The organism is Acinetobacter sp. C15, from assembly GCF_013420645.1.
Taxonomy (GTDB): Bacteria; Pseudomonadota; Gammaproteobacteria; order Pseudomonadales; family Moraxellaceae; genus Acinetobacter; species Acinetobacter indicus.
In genome coordinates this window covers 73,444-88,238 of sequence record NZ_VOXR01000010.1, presented here as the reverse complement: position 1 = coordinate 88,238, position 14,795 = coordinate 73,444, and the positions used below count along the sequence as shown (strand labels likewise).

The window sequence follows — 14,795 nt, the reverse complement described above, 5'->3', positions numbered from 1 at the left end:
TATCTGCGACTAAAGTGCCTTCCTCATCCCATCTTCTTAGGGTTTGGATGGAAACACCCAGTGTTTTAGCTGCAACGCCAATACTAACATATCTACTCATTTGTATATAATAATATAGAAATAAGTAGATTTCAATTAGCAGTTATTAACCCCAACAGCGTTGAGGGATAGTTTAAGCGTTTACACAGTTTTATTTACAGTCTCTATCAAGCGTTCAATTCATCTTAGAAGAAAGCACACTGATTCCATTGTATTGGACTAAAGTTGTATAAAGCTGTGCGAAATAAATTTGGTTTTTCCCTCCTTTTAAAAACTACAGAAAAAACAAAGTTTAAATTTTTCTTCACCGCATTTTTTATGCTGCAAACATAGATCATCTTAATTTAAATTGGTGTGACCATTTAAATAAATAATCAGACCAATATTGACATTTATTTGTATAAAACTATTATTTGTTGCAAATATTGAGGGTGTTTTGATTTTTATTTCAATATTGGTCAGACCAAAATTAGAATTTTACCTCTACGCTTAGAGCTATGTTTACGTTTGAGTGAGCATTTCAAGGAGATGACAATGCTTCAACATTGGCAACAGATCTATGATCCAATGGCAAATATTTGGATTTCGAGTCTTATTGCATCAATCCCGATTATTTTTTTCTTTTTGGCACTAGCTGTATTTCGCTTAAAGGGCAGTGTTGCGGGAACAATTACGGTGATTTTGGCGTTATTAGTGTCTTTATTTGCCTATGGCATGCCTGCACCAATGGCTTTTGCTTCATTGATCTATGGATTTTTCTACGGTTTGTGGCCAATCGCATGGATTATTATTGGCGCATTATTTTTATATAAAATCTCTGTAAAAACAGGGCAATTTAACATTATTCGCTCATCTATTCTTTCGATTACAGAAGATCAGCGTCTTCAGATGCTATTAGTCGGCTTCGCGTTTGGGACATTTTTAGAAGGTGCAGCGGGCTTTGGGGCGCCAGTGGCAATTACTGCAGCTTTGTTGGTAGGTTTGGGTTTTAAACCTTTATACGCTGCGGGTTTATGTCTGATTGTGAACACCGCACCGGTTGCGTTTGGCGCAATGGGGATTCCAATTATTGTGGCGGGTCAGGTTTCAGGCGTAGAAACCATGGAAATTAGCCAGATGGTTGGGCGTCAGTTGCCATTTATGGTGCCAATTGTGCTGTTCTGGATCATGGCAATTATGGATGGCTGGCGCGGTGTGAAAGAAACTTGGCCTGCGGTATTGGTGGGTGGTGGTGCTTTTGCAATTGCACAATACTTGACCTCTAACTTTGTTGGACCAGAGTTGCCAGATATTACCGCTGCAATTGCATCGTTGGTGAGCTTAACAGTACTGTTTAAATTCTGGCAGCCAAAACACATTTTCCGTTTTAGCGATGCAGACACAAAAGTAGATGCCAACTTGGTTGCAGAACAGCAGCAGAAATACAGCATCGGTCAGATTGTGAAAGCATGGTCACCCTTTGCAATTTTAACGGTGATAGTTACGATTTGGAGCATCAAACCGTTCAAAGATTTATTTGCTAAAGATGGTGCAATGCATGATTGGGTCATTTCCATCAAGGTGCCATTTTTACATCAACTGGTACAAAAAATGCCGCCTGTGGTGGCAGACGTCAAAGACTACGATGCCATCTTCAAGTTTGACTGGCTGAGTGCCACGGGTACTGCAATTATGATTGCGGCTTTCATCACCATCATTTATTTAAAAATGAAACCACGTGAAGCGGTGAAAACCTTTGCAGAAACCATCAATGAATTAAAAACACCGATTTATTCCATTGGTATGGTGCTGGCTTTTGCTTTTATTGCCAATTATTCAGGTATGTCTGCCACCTTGGCATTGGCTTTGGCTCATACAGGTAATGCCTTTACTTTCTTCTCGCCATTTTTAGGCTGGATTGGGGTATTCCTGACTGGTTCAGACACATCAGCCAATGCGTTATTCGCAGCCTTACAAGCCACAACTGCACAGCAAATTGGTGTGCCAGAAGTATTACTTGTTGCCGCCAATACCAGTGGTGGTGTTACAGGAAAAATGATTTCGCCGCAATCGATTGCAATTGCCTGTGCCGCAGTCGGTTTAGTCGGTAAAGAATCGGATTTATTCCGCTTTACCGTGAAACACAGTATCACGTTCACCGTAATGATCGGTATTATTATCACTCTACAAGCTTATGTGTTCCCATGGATGATTCCATAACCACATGCACAAGAGGATAGCCGCATGAAAGTTTCCGACAAAGTTGTTCAAGACCTGCGCACACTGGTTGAAAAAAATCAAATGCAAGTCGGAGACCGATTGCCTGCCGAAAGAAAGTTGTGTGAACAACTCGGGGTTTCCCGTTCCTCTTTGCGTGAGGCTATTCAGCAATTGACCAGTCAGGGCATGCTGGTCAGCAAAGTTGGAGCGGGTACTTTTTTGCAACAGCTGCCAACCAATTGGTCGCAATATCAAATTGTGCAGCCTTTAAGTAACCTGATTGATGAAGATCCTGCTTATCGTTTTGATGTGCAGGAAGCTCGAATGGTGCTTGAAGGTGGTACGGCATGGTATGCCGCACAACGGGCAACTGCTGAGGATTTGAAAAAAATCCGTGCCTGTTATGAGCAAATCGCCCATTTTCAAATTTTGGGTGATGACGATCAGGCGGCAATTGCCGATGCCAAGTTTCATTTGGCAATTGCCGAGGCATCGCACAATTTGGTGCTTATTCAAATGATGCGCGGCTTATTTGATTTGTTGCAATACAACGTGGTTTTGGGTCGACGTAAAGTTTATACCGAAGCCCACCGTTTCGATCAGTTGCATGATCAGCATTTTCAAGTGATGGATGCAATTGAACGTCAGGATCCAGAAGCTGCCCGTGCGGCAGTGTGTGGACATATTGAATTTGTAGTTCAACAAGTACGCATGATAGACGAGGAAGATGCGCGTCGTCAGCGTGCGAGTCGATTAAACAGGATAGCGCCATGATTATTTCTTCTGCGAATGATTACCGCGAAGCAGCTAAACGCCGTTTACCGCCATTTTTATTTCACTATATAGATGGAGGTGCGTATGCGGAACAAACGCTAAAAAGAAATGTAGAAGACCTTTCACAAATTGCCTTGCGCCAACGTGTATTAAATGACATGTCGGCTTTAAGTTTAGAAACCACGTTATTTAATGAAACTTTGTCGATGCCTGTGGCTTTGGCGCCAGTCGGTTTAACAGGCATGTATGCGCGCCGTGGTGAAGTACAGGCTGCGGTAGCAGCAGACAAAAAGGGTATTCCGTTTACATTATCTACCGTGTCGGTGTGTCCAATTGAAGAAGTGGTACCTGCCATTTCTCGCCCAATGTGGTTTCAGCTCTATGTGTTACGTGACCGTGGCTTTATGCGCAATGCTTTGGAACGTGCCAAAGCAGCTGGCTGTTCAACATTGGTTTTTACAGTAGATATGCCTGTGCCTGGTGCACGTTATCGTGATGCACATTCGGGCATGAGTGGTCCAAATGCTGCTATGCGCCGCTATATGCAGGCAGTGATGCATCCAAACTGGGCATGGGATGTTGGCTTACTAGGTCGTCCGCATGACTTGGGCAATATCTCTAAATACTTAGGCAAACCAACAGGACTTGAAGATTATATTGGCTGGTTAGGCAATAACTTTGACCCATCTATTTCATGGAAAGACTTGGAGTGGATTCGTGAATTCTGGGATGGCCCAATGGTCATTAAAGGCATTTTAGACCCAGAAGATGCTAAGGATGCTGTTCGTTTTGGGGCTGATGGAATTGTGGTGTCCAATCACGGTGGTCGTCAGTTAGATGGTGTGTTATCTACTGCACGTGCCTTGCCACCCATTGCCGATGCAGTAAAAGGAGATCTAAAAATTCTAGTGGATTCAGGTATTCGTAATGGCCTAGATGTGGTGCGCATGTTGGCGATGGGTGCGGATACTTGTATGCTCGGACGTGCCTTTATTTATGCACTAGGTGCAGCAGGTGGGGCGGGTGTGAGTAATTTACTCGAATTGATTGATAAAGAAATGCGAGTCGCAATGACCTTAACGGGTGCTAAAAACATTCAAGCGATTAACTCAGATTGCTTGGTACAACTTGAGCGTGAACTGAAAGGCTAAATGGCTAGCAAGAGCGATCAATCCATCAACCGATGCATTTGGCTGAATCGCTTAATTGTATTTTTCACCTTGTTTCAGGACTTGTACACTATGCCACAGACAATTTCTTCTGCAACACAATTTGATGCTGCAGCAACCCTCAAAAACTTGGTCGATATTGTGGGAAAAGCGCATGTATTGACCCATGAATCAGATACTCGTTTATATCGTCAAGGGCGACGTTTTGGCGAAGGACAGGTTTTTGCGGTGGTCACGCCAGGTTCTTTATTGCAGCAGTGGCAAGTGTTACAAGTGGCTGTGGCAGCAGATTGCATTATTATTATGCAAGCCGCCAATACTGGACTCACGGGTGGTTCTACCCCTTTTGGTGATGACTATGATCGTCCTGTAATTTTGATCAACACCCAACGTTTAAAAGGTATTCAGCTCATCAACGATGCCAAGCAAGTGATTTGCTTGCCTGGTGCAACATTGGATGCTTTGGAACAGCAATTGGCGCCGCATCAGCGTGAGCCACACTCAGTCATTGGTTCATCTTGTATTGGCGCTTCAGTGTTGGGCGGGGTATGTAATAATTCAGGTGGTGCATTGGTCAGACGTGGTCCTGCCTATACTGAGTTGGCCTTATATGCACAAGTCGATGCACTGGGCGAGTTGCAACTCATCAATCATTTGGGGGTGAATTTAGGGAACTCGCCAGAAGAAATTTTAACCAAACTTGAGCAACAACAATATCGCCCTGAAGATATTGAATATTCGGAACATTGTTGTGCTTCAGATCAGCGTTACGTGCATGATGTTGCCCAAGTCGATGCCGATACGCCTGCACGGTTTAATGCCGACCCGAGCCGTTTGTTTGAAGCTTCGGGTTCGGCAGGTAAAGTCTGTGTGTTTGCAGTGCGTTTGGATACGTTTGAGAAAATTCCGAGTCAGGTGTTTTATATCGGCAGCAATCAGCAGGATGATTTAACCGCGATTCGCCGTTTTTTATTACGTGATTTGCCGCGTGTACCGATTGCTGGCGAGTATATTCATCGAGATGCCTATGACATTGGTGCAGAATATGGCAAAGACAGCTTCTTGTTTATCGAGAAGTTTGGCACCAGTAAAGTACCTGCAGCTTTTGCCATGAAAGACAAAGTTGATGGTTTTCTAACCCGTTGGGGCATGCGTGGATTGTCGGATAAAGTTTTGCAAATGTTCACGAAACTACTGCCAAATCATTTACCAGAACGCATGAATCAATTTCGTGATTTGTATGAACATCATTTAATTTTGCGCATTGAGCAGCAAGATGTTGCGGCAGTACAGCAGTTTTTAATGGATTATTTTATCACGCGCAATTCCGGCAGTTTTTTTCTATGTAATGAAGATGAAGGCCGCAAGGCTTTTCTGCATCGCTTTGCAGTGGCAGGTGCTGCAATTCGTTATCGTGATACACATCGAAATGAAGTGGAAGACATTGTTGCTTTAGATATTGCGTTAAGACGTAATGATCAGCAATGGGTTGAAACCTTGCCCGAAGAGTTGGAGCAGGCGATTATACATAAGTTGTATTATGGTCATTTTTTATGTCATGTCTTTCATCAGGACTATATTATTAAAAAAGGCGTAGACCCGTTGGCGATGGAACATCAAATGTGGTCATTGCTTGATGCACGTGGGGCAGAGTATCCTGCAGAGCATAATGTTGGGCATTTATATGTGGCGAAGCCTGCCTTAAAGCAGCATTATCAAAAATTGGATCCGACCAATTGTTTTAATGTGGGCATTGGGCATAGCTCTAAATTAAAAGCTTGGCGTTAAATAAGGATGAAAACTGAGCAGTGAAACTGATGCTAAGGAAAGATGGATATGTTTAAGTTAGACAGCAGACTGCTACAGATTTTTTATTATGTGTATAAATTAAAAAATGTGTCTGCTGCCGCGGATGCGTTAGGCATGAGTCAGCCTGCGGTCAGTAACTGTTTAAATAAGATTCGTCAGCATTTTAATGACCCATTATTTTTAAGGGTGGGCAATGAAATGTTGCCAACTGAGTTGGCGAAACAGATTTTTTCACCGATTAGTGAAATTATTAATAAAATTGAAACGGTCAATAACTTTAAAGTCGATTTTGATCCGACCCATTCCGATCAGTTATTTACCTTGGCAATGACCGATGTTTCGCATTTGGTTCTATTGCCAAAGCTGACAAAGTTTTTAAAAGAATATGCGCCTTCGGTACGGATTAAAATTCGTCCTATTACCCGTGAAACCAGTTATCAAATGGCAAATGGTGAAATTGATTTTGCGATTGGATTTTTACCTGAATTAGAACAGGGTTTTTATCAGCAGCAATTATTTTTACAATATTATGTGGTGATTAGTCGTAAAGATCATCCACGTATTAGTGAAAAAAGTTTAGATGTTGAAGCTTATATTCGTGAATCGCATGTCGATGTAGATACCAGTATAGGTCACTACCATATTGAAAATGAATTAAGCAATCGTGGTTTAAGACGTAATATTCTAATGAGTATCCCAAGTTATTTAGGGGTCGGTTTAATTGTGCAAGAAACCGATATGATTGCGACAGTGCCTTATTATTTAAGTGAGGTGTTATTGGCACGCGGGAATTTACAAGTAGTGAGTGCGCCTTTGAATTTTCCAACCTATCCTGTACGACAATATTGGCATACGTCTTGTCATCACCAAACCAGTCATCAGTGGTTAAGAAAAGTGATTTTTGATTTGTTTAGTCAGCATCCTTAATTAATCGTATTTAAAGTAAAATTTTTATAATTTTTTAAATTATCATTCGCTAATTCCCTCATCTTCAAAAGAGCAGGCTAGGCTGAGGGAATTAGTGATTCTTTTTTATAAGGCAATAAAACTAAATTTCTGCCCACGATTTTGATTGCAGCTATACATTTTCATTTTTCCATGGCTTTGTTGCACAAACCTAGCATAGACGGCTTCTTCAGCAATATAATTTCCAAATGAAGAAGCCTACACACAAAATCTACCGCACAACCAATTGGCCCGCATATAACCGAGCTCTCATTAATCGTGGGAATATTGCCATTTGGTTCGATCCAAAAACACAATGGTATGCAGAACCTCAAGGCAAACAAGGTCGAAGTCAAACCTACTCCGACATAGCGATTCAATGCTGTTTGATGATCAAATCTCTATTTAGACTCACTTTACGCATGGTCACTGGCTTTGTTCAGAGCCTCATTACACTTTGCGGCTGAGCAGCCCCGAATATCAGTGATATTCGTATTCGACTATTTGTAGAAGACAAAAGCATATTGATATTGCGATAAGCTATCAGAAAAGTCGTGATGGTCTCCACCTACTCGTCGACTCTACTGGCTTGAAGTTTTTAGGTGAAGGTGAATGGAAACGTAAGAAACATCAGCCTAAATATCGTCGCCAATGGCGTAAACTTCACATTGGTATAGATGCTGAAACGCTGCAAATACGGGCCGTTCAGCTCACGACAAACAATGTCAGTGATTCACAAGTACTCGAAGATTTACTTGATCAAATTCCACTTGATGAGCAGATTGATTCTGTCTATACAGATGGTGCTTATGACACGAAACACTGCAGAAAAGTCATTTCAGATCGACAGGCACATGCGGTGATTCCGCCAAGAAAAAATGCGAAGCCCTGGAAAGACAAAAAGCTGAGATCTTTAGAAAGAAATGAATTGTTGAAAACGGTTAAATGCCTAGGAAGAGCAATTTGGAAAAAGTGGTCTGGGTATCATCGCCGAAGCTTGGTAGAAACCAAGATGCATTGCATCAAATTATTGGGAGATAAACTCAGTGCACGGAGTTTTCAAAGCCAGGTGAATGAGATTCATGCACGTGTGGCAGTATTAAATAAATTTATGGAATTAGGCCGAGCTCATACCCAAGTTGTCACTTAAATTTAAACAACTTAGGAAAGCTCTATCTTTAAAATCTTTATGCAACAAAGCCGGTTGTATCTACAAGAGGGCTTAACGGTTAGTTGGAAGCTTTAAAAGATTAGAGCGAGAGAATCATTACTTATAAAAAAGAGGAAATATAGAAATTCTGAGGACTGAATAGAGGATAAATCAGCTAAACCCTCCGACGGTGCCGCTGCATGTGTCGTTACCCTGAACCCGATGAGTTCAAGGTGGACGCGACGTATACTTGCTGGGCTTCCCACTCAGGGTGGGCATGCACTCTAAATATACAGAACGCAATCCATAAGTTTAAGTATCGGCAGGGGAATAGACCTGCTGGCGAACACCTCAGAGTTAGACTCAGTATAAAGGATTCAGCTTTAGACGCAAACCTATCGGCCTACAGAACTGTAAATTTAAGTGTCATTTGCACAGGCTTTATGCAAGTCAAAGCCTTATTCGGTCAGTGTTTCGACTTCTTCCAGAATTGTGGCCAGCAAGCGTTCACAATGGGCATATTCCTGCAGGGACTTGTTCATCGACAGCACTTCCTGCATCAGCTCTAAGGCCACCATAATAATCAGCTTGCTTGGTTCCATACGTGGTGCTTTACGACGGAATTCATCATATTTTTCATTCAGTAATTCTGCTGCACGTTCCAGATCCGCCCGTTTTTCAAGAGTCGTGGCCAGCTTGAAACTGTGTCCTAAAACACGTAAATCTACAGGAATTTGTTCACTCATGCTTAAGCTTCCTCGCTGACATCAGTTGGATGGGCCAATTGCTGAATTTCCTGGGCATTCTGGTCTTGTGCAGTTCCTAAAATGGCCAGACGCTGAATAATTGCCTCGACTTTGGCTTTGGCATGCTCATTCTTCTGCAATAAACGCTCACGTTCTTGCTGCAAAGATTGCACATTCTGCAAAGTCTGACGCTGTTCATTCTGCAGTTTTTCTTTAATGACGCGTAGCTCGTTACGTTCGGCCAGCAATTCCTGAAAGCGGTTTTTGAGATCGGTGCAGCTTTTTTCCAGACGGCTATAACGGTCCGCCAATGCGGTCGCATCCTGATTTAACTGCTGAAATTGGGCCTGACTGGTGCTGAGCTGTTCACTTAAAGACTCAATTTCTTCTTGTTTTTGGGTAATCACCCCATTTCTTTGCACAATTTGTGCATGATGCTGCTCTTCAGCCTGTTGCTTGGCTTCAGCTAAAGATTGAGTTTCACTCTCATAATGCGCAAGTCGTGTTTTTAAAACACCAATATGCGCCTGTAGACGCTGTAATTCTTCTAACATATCGTGGTCGCACAGTCTTGCAAACAAAGGTAATATATACGAAGTATAGAGATTGGATAAGCGAATGCAAGACGATATTTCAGGTTGGTCCGAATGGTACCGCAATTTTTCTATGATTGAAGAAATTTCAAGTCCAAGTGAGTTACATGGTTTACTGACCGGTATAGTTTGTGTGACAAATGCACCAACTGAAGCCGAGTGGCAACAGATTCTGGCAACCCTGAATGTGCCCGAACTCAGCCCGGAAGCGCTGGATATTTTAACCGGTGAAGCGGAAGATGTAGCGCATGCTTTATCTGAAGATGAACTGGATTATCTGCCCCTGTTACCGGATGATGAACACGTATTACAAGAGCGGGTACAGGCGCTGGCTGACTGGTGTGCTGGCGTGGTACTGGGCTTTGGCCTGGCGTCTGGACATATCCGCAGCGATGAGCTGGAGCTGATTGAACATCTGCAAGATGTGGCAGCAGTCGAGTTTGAAGACTCGGACAATGACGAAGAAGGCGAAGAAAGCTATCAGGAATTATATGAATTTGTCCGCCTGATTCCGGTGAGCCTGTCGGTTGGCCGCAAGAAAATAGCGGTTGATGAAAGTTCTTTGTTACAAAACGTACATGCCAAGTCACGTCAGGTGGCTGCGCCAGAAAGCGGCAGTATTGTTGAAATGTTTACCCCACATCGTCCGAGCTGATTCGGGCGATACCATCCTCCCTTTATTTAGGCTGCGAAGAAAAATTAATGAAGAAACTGACCCAGGTAGAATTTAAAGAACGTCGTGACCGTCTGGCTGAACTGATGGGACCACACAGTATTGCCATTATTGCCACCAGTCCGGTGGCCATGCGTAACCGGGATGCTGACTATAAATATCGAACGGACAGCAGTTTCTTCTACTTGACCGGCTTTGCAGAACCTGAAGCGGTCGCGGTCATTGAAACCTATGAATCTATAGATGAAGGCTATACCTATAGCCTGTTTTGCCGCGAACGTAACCGGGAGATGGAAATCTGGAATGGCTATCGTGCTGGTATTGATGGTGCCATTGAACAGTATGAGGCCGATGAAGCCTATGCCATTGACCTGCTCGATGAAGAAATTCTGGAAAAACTGCTGGATAAAAACCAGCTCTTTTACCGTATTGGACAGAATGCCGAATTTGATGCGCGGGTGGCCAAATGGATTGCAGCTGCCAATGGCGAAAGCCGCCGTGGTACCTCGGCACCAGCGCAGGTGGTGCAGCTCGACCGGCTGGTCGATGAAATGCGTTTGCACAAAGACGCCAACGAGCTGGAACTGATGCAAATTGCCGCAGATATTTCTGCCGAAGCACATACCCGGGCCATGCAAACGGTTAAGCCAGGTATGATGGAATATGCGCTGGAAGCCGAACTGAACTATGTATTTGGCCGAAATGGCTGTGTTCCATCCTATAACAGTATTGTCGGTGGTGGTGAAAATGCCTGCATTCTGCACTATGTAGAGAACGACAAAGAACTGAAAGATGGCGATTTGGTGTTAATTGATGCCGCCTGTGAATATCAGTTCTATGCTTCAGATATTACCCGGACCTTTCCGGTGAATGGCAAATTCAGCCCCGAGCAAAAAGCGCTGTATAACCTTGTACTAGATGCTCAGCTTGCAGCAATTAATGCCGTACAGATTGGCAACTCCTATAAAGAACCGCATTATGTTGCGGTACGTATTCTGGTGCAGGGCCTGCTTGATTTAGGCATTATGCAGGGTGATCTGGACGAGATTATTGCGTCAGAAAGCTATCGTCAGTTCTATATGCATGGTACAGGCCACTGGCTGGGCATGGATGTGCATGATGTCGGAACTTATAAGGTTGATGGCGAATGGCGTGCTTATGAAGCCGGTATGGTGGTTACGGTTGAGCCGGGTCTATACATTGCCCCGGATGATGAAACGGTAGATCCAAAATGGCGTGGCATTGGCATCCGGATTGAAGATGATATTGTCGCGACCAAAAATGGTCCACTGAACTTAACTGCGAAAGTGGTGAAAACTGTAGACGAGATTGAAGCGTTGATGGCTGCGGCCCAATAAAAGCCGTACAGGTCAAAAGCCGGTCAGAAGATCGGCTTTTTTGATTTTGAATCAGCGTTAATGGGTTAAATAGAGATAGACATCCAGACTAATGAACGAAAATATGCCAAACCCATTTAAAAATATTGCCAACGCTATGAGGAAATACATAGCCTAAAACAAAACAGCAAATGACTGTAAAAATTACAATATGGGCTGAGCTTATTGTAAGGCTGAGATAGAGGGATGAAAAAATTGCTAACCCTAGCCCCAAAAAAATCCCGGCGACAGCGTAGTAAAATGCTGTAATAAAACGTTCAGTATGATCCATTTATTATCCTAACATTCTAATTATTTTAAGAAATTATAGTATAGCTTTTAGATTGAATAATAGAAGACTTAACTTGCGGCCGGAAAGCCATGAAACATCCATTGTATGCCCCACAACAGAACCAAGATTAAAACGACTAAAAAGATAAGTTCTAATTTCTTCATGTTTTAAATTTTCTACAATGAATAGCATACAGCTGATACGAATTCTTTAATTTATTTTATCTACGTCAGGGTTTTCGCTTGGTCAGCTTAAGTCTGGCGCTCCGGGCTTTGTATAGATGTTATATTGTACACCATTCCAGTGTCATCTTATGGAATAACATCTTTTAAACGGGATATATCGTCAGAACACGCAAGCGTTGAAGCTCGGAAATTCCAGCCATCCACACGAATCATTATAAAAATCCAATCCCTTGATGTAATATAAAATCAATCATGATTAAGATGTATCTAAACTTTTGAGATACCACAAATAAGGATTCAAGCATGCAACAAGAAGTCATCATCGTGGGCGGCGGTATGGTGGGGCTGAGTTTGGCGCTCATGTTGGCCAAAGCCAATATTGCGGTCAAACTGCTCGAAGCAATTCAATACCCGAATTATGATGATGCCAATCTTGCCCCGTATCACTCCAGTTTTGATGCCCGAAACAGTGCGCTGTCGCGTCGTAGCGTACAGATTTATCAGGAACTGGGCCTATGGGAAGCCTTACAGGAACATGCTGTCCCGATTCTGGAAGTGCACATTACCGAGCAGGGCAGTTTTGGGAAGGCGCGTCTGCAAGCTGAACAGGAAAAAGTCGAAAGTTTTGGACAGGTGATTGAAAATGCCTGGTTAGGCCGGGTGTTATTGACTCAGGTGCGCGCAGAGCCTTTAATTGAACTGATTGATGGGGTAAAAGTCACTTCCCTGACCCAAGATGCAGATCTGGCTTATCTGGAAGCGCAGCGTGGAAGTGAAGTCTTAAAACTGCAATCCAAACTGGTGATTGCTGCCGATGGCCGCGATTCATTCTGCCGTAAAGCCCTAGGCATTGGGGTGGATGAACATGATTATGATCAGGTCGCCATTGTAACCACCGTACAAACCTCTAAACCACACAATCATGTCGGTTTTGAGCGTTTCAGTCCTTTAGGTCCGCTGGCGTTATTGCCTTTGCCGGGTGAATATCGTCGTTCGGTGGTCTGGCCGGTGAAAAAAGGCACGGAACATGAATGGGTGGGGGAAGACAATGACCAGCATTTCCTTAATGCCTTGCAGCAGACTTATGGCGATCGGGCTGGAAAATTCCAGAAAACCGGACGCCGTTTTAGCTTCCCGCTTTCGCAGGTGCTGGCAGAAAAACAGGCAGTGGGCCGAGTAGTACTGATGGGTAATGCGGCACATACCATTCACCCGGTGGCCGGACAGGGCTTTAACCTGTGTATGCGCGATGCTTATGTGTTGGTGCGTTATTTAAAAGAACAGCTGGCTCAACAGGCCGATTTGGGCGATGCCGCCATGCTGCAAGATTATGAAAAATCCCGTCTGACCGATCAGCAGCGCGTGATCAAATTCTGTGATAGCGTGGTGCGTGGCTTTAGTAACCAGAATCCGGTGCTGAAACTGCTCAGAAATACCGGTCTGATTGCCTTTGATACCATTCCGGGAATTAAACCACTTGTTGCCAACTATGCCATGGGACTAAAAGCATGAACCAGACAGCACACGTATTAGATGCCGTTATTGTGGGTGGTGGTTTGGTCGGTGGCTTAACTGCATTATTACTGGCCCAAGGTGGGGTACAGGCCACTGTGCTGGATGCCGCACCAATTCTGGATACAGAAAAAACCTTAAGTATGGCCAATCCGCGCGTACTGGCTTTAAGTCAGGCCACCATCCATCTGCTAAAAAATGTGGGTGTTTGGGATAAACTGGCGCGTCAGCAGCCTTATACTGGCATGCAGGTCTGGAATAAAAATGGCTATGGCGAAATCAATTTTGGTCAGCCGGCAGAAAAAACACCCGGAGTGGACCAGGCGCTGGGTTCGATGGTGGAGCCGAGTATTTTAAATCTGGCCATTCAGCAAACCATGCTGACGCAGATTCAGGATTATCGCACGCAGGTCAAAGTCACCCGGATTGAGCAGGGGATTGGTGTCTGGCATATTTTCCTGGCCGATGGTACGAAGCTCAGCACCAAACTGTTAATTGGCGCAGATGGGGCCAATTCCTTTGTCCGCGAACAGGCCTTTATTGATCTGGATGTGCTGGATTATCAGCAGGCAGGCATCAGTTGTGCTATTCGAACTGTCCAGCCGCATCAGCATGTGGCGCGTCAGATTTTTCTGGAAACCGGTCCACTGGCATACCTGCCAATGAGCAGCCTCAAGCCTGAACAGGATGGCCATTGGCAATCTATTGTCTGGACGCTACCAGAGGATTATGCAGAAGAATATGCCGCGTTATCCGATCAGGAATTTACCCAGCTGTTGACTCGTGAAAGCCATCATATGTTGGGTCAAGTACTGGAAGCTACACCACGTGCCCGTTTCCCTTTAAAAGCCCGTGCTGCGCAGCACTATGTCGAGCCGGGACTGGCACTCATTGGCGATGCGGCGCATGTGATTCATCCACTGGCCGGGCAGGGCGTCAATATTGGCTGTCTGGATGCCGCAGTCTTGTGTGATGTTCTGCTGCATGACCGGGCACGTGGGGTCTGGGCGCATGAGCAGACCTTGAAGCGTTATGAGCATCGTCGTAAAGGTCAAAATGATGCAATGATGCACAGCATGTCTGCAATAGGCTGGCTGGAAACCACCCAGTTATTCCCGCTGGTCTGGGGACGTAATTTTGGCTTGAAGCAGGTTGAACAGCTGCCGGTGTTAAAGGATGCTTTTATGGCGCAGGCCAATGGTTTGCATCTGCTGAAAGACACGCGGTATGCGGTCTAGCTAGAAATAGTTATTTTTTAAACATTCATTAATACATGATTACGAATTTGGTTAAAAAAGACACGATTTTTTTGTCTTTACCTCTAGGCGAAAGG

Annotated in this window: 13 protein-coding genes, 1 other RNA gene and 1 pseudogene; 10 read left to right on the top strand and 5 right to left on the bottom strand. The window is 44.1% G+C overall.

Annotation, left to right across the window (positions count from 1 at the left end; all coding sequences use genetic code 11):
* Positions 1-100, bottom strand: a 100-nt coding sequence (locus FTT63_RS06175; RefSeq protein WP_180192088.1) for a MerR family DNA-binding transcriptional regulator, incomplete at its 3' end; no start/stop codon positions are given.
* Between the two features lie 467 nt (positions 101-567).
* Between FTT63_RS06175 and lldP the strand changes: the two genes are divergently transcribed.
* The 6 genes and pseudogenes from lldP (at position 568) to FTT63_RS06145 (ending at position 8,085) form a co-directional block, all read left to right on the top strand.
* The gene (gene lldP, locus FTT63_RS06170; protein ID WP_171432161.1) at positions 568-2,238 is read left to right on the top strand and encodes an L-lactate permease; all 1,671 of its coding nucleotides are present in this window, start codon (positions 568-570) and stop codon (positions 2,236-2,238) included.
* A gap of 24 nt (positions 2,239-2,262) precedes the next feature.
* The gene (gene lldR / locus FTT63_RS06165) at positions 2,263-3,012 is read left to right on the top strand and encodes a transcriptional regulator LldR (protein WP_005179260.1); all 750 of its coding nucleotides are present in this window, start codon (positions 2,263-2,265) and stop codon (positions 3,010-3,012) included.
* Positions 3,009-4,163: an FMN-dependent L-lactate dehydrogenase LldD gene (gene lldD, locus FTT63_RS06160; protein ID WP_016659249.1), complete on the top strand. Its 1,155-nt coding sequence runs from the start codon at positions 3,009-3,011 to the stop codon at positions 4,161-4,163. Before lldR ends, lldD begins: the two co-directional genes overlap by 4 nt.
* 90 nt (positions 4,164-4,253) lie before the next feature.
* Positions 4,254-5,969 (top strand): D-lactate dehydrogenase, encoded by a 1,716-nt coding sequence (gene dld, locus FTT63_RS06155; RefSeq protein ID WP_035311162.1) that lies wholly within the window; start codon positions 4,254-4,256, stop codon positions 5,967-5,969.
* Positions 5,970-6,017: 48 nt separating this feature from the next.
* Positions 6,018-6,917: a LysR family transcriptional regulator gene (locus FTT63_RS06150; protein WP_163141537.1), complete on the top strand. Its 900-nt coding sequence runs from the start codon at positions 6,018-6,020 to the stop codon at positions 6,915-6,917.
* A 227-nt stretch (positions 6,918-7,144) separates the two neighbouring features.
* Positions 7,145-8,085, top strand: a pseudogene (locus tag FTT63_RS06145) (IS5 family transposase).
* A 177-nt stretch (positions 8,086-8,262) separates the two neighbouring features.
* Here the strand turns inward: FTT63_RS06145 and ssrS are convergent.
* From ssrS to FTT63_RS06130, 3 genes are all read right to left on the bottom strand, one after another.
* Positions 8,263-8,446: non-coding RNA, 6S RNA (ssrS, locus tag FTT63_RS06140), on the bottom strand.
* A gap of 97 nt (positions 8,447-8,543) precedes the next feature.
* A complete protein-coding gene (locus tag FTT63_RS06135) occupies positions 8,544-8,831 on the bottom strand; it encodes a cell division protein ZapA (RefSeq protein WP_005179243.1) in 288 nt (95 codons plus the stop codon).
* Between the two features lie 2 nt (positions 8,832-8,833).
* Positions 8,834-9,385, bottom strand: a complete 552-nt coding sequence (locus tag FTT63_RS06130) for a hypothetical protein (protein WP_005179239.1) — start codon at positions 9,383-9,385, stop codon at positions 8,834-8,836.
* A 64-nt stretch (positions 9,386-9,449) separates the two neighbouring features.
* On the opposite strand from FTT63_RS06130, the gene FTT63_RS06125 reads away from it, so the two are divergent.
* Both FTT63_RS06125 and pepP read left to right on the top strand, forming a co-directional pair.
* Positions 9,450-10,079, top strand: a complete 630-nt coding sequence (locus FTT63_RS06125) for a UPF0149 family protein (RefSeq protein WP_127798882.1) — start codon at positions 9,450-9,452, stop codon at positions 10,077-10,079.
* A gap of 47 nt (positions 10,080-10,126) precedes the next feature.
* Complete coding sequence (gene pepP, locus FTT63_RS06120) at positions 10,127-11,455, top strand: Xaa-Pro aminopeptidase (protein WP_127798884.1); 1,329 nt, start codon at positions 10,127-10,129, stop codon at positions 11,453-11,455.
* Between the two features lie 88 nt (positions 11,456-11,543).
* On the opposite strand, the gene FTT63_RS06115 is transcribed toward pepP, so the two are convergent.
* A complete protein-coding gene (locus FTT63_RS06115; protein ID WP_016659241.1) occupies positions 11,544-11,765 on the bottom strand; it encodes a hypothetical protein in 222 nt (73 codons plus the stop codon).
* A gap of 488 nt (positions 11,766-12,253) precedes the next feature.
* Here FTT63_RS06115 and ubiH point away from each other — a divergent pair, with 488 nt between their 5' ends.
* The gene (ubiH, locus tag FTT63_RS06110) at positions 12,254-13,462 is read left to right on the top strand and encodes a 2-octaprenyl-6-methoxyphenyl hydroxylase (protein WP_104487372.1); all 1,209 of its coding nucleotides are present in this window, start codon (positions 12,254-12,256) and stop codon (positions 13,460-13,462) included.
* The gene (locus FTT63_RS06105) at positions 13,459-14,700 is read left to right on the top strand and encodes an FAD-dependent monooxygenase (RefSeq protein WP_127798886.1); all 1,242 of its coding nucleotides are present in this window, start codon (positions 13,459-13,461) and stop codon (positions 14,698-14,700) included. The genes ubiH and FTT63_RS06105 overlap by 4 nt, the downstream gene beginning before the upstream one ends.
* The last annotated feature ends 95 nt before the right edge of the window (positions 14,701-14,795 follow it).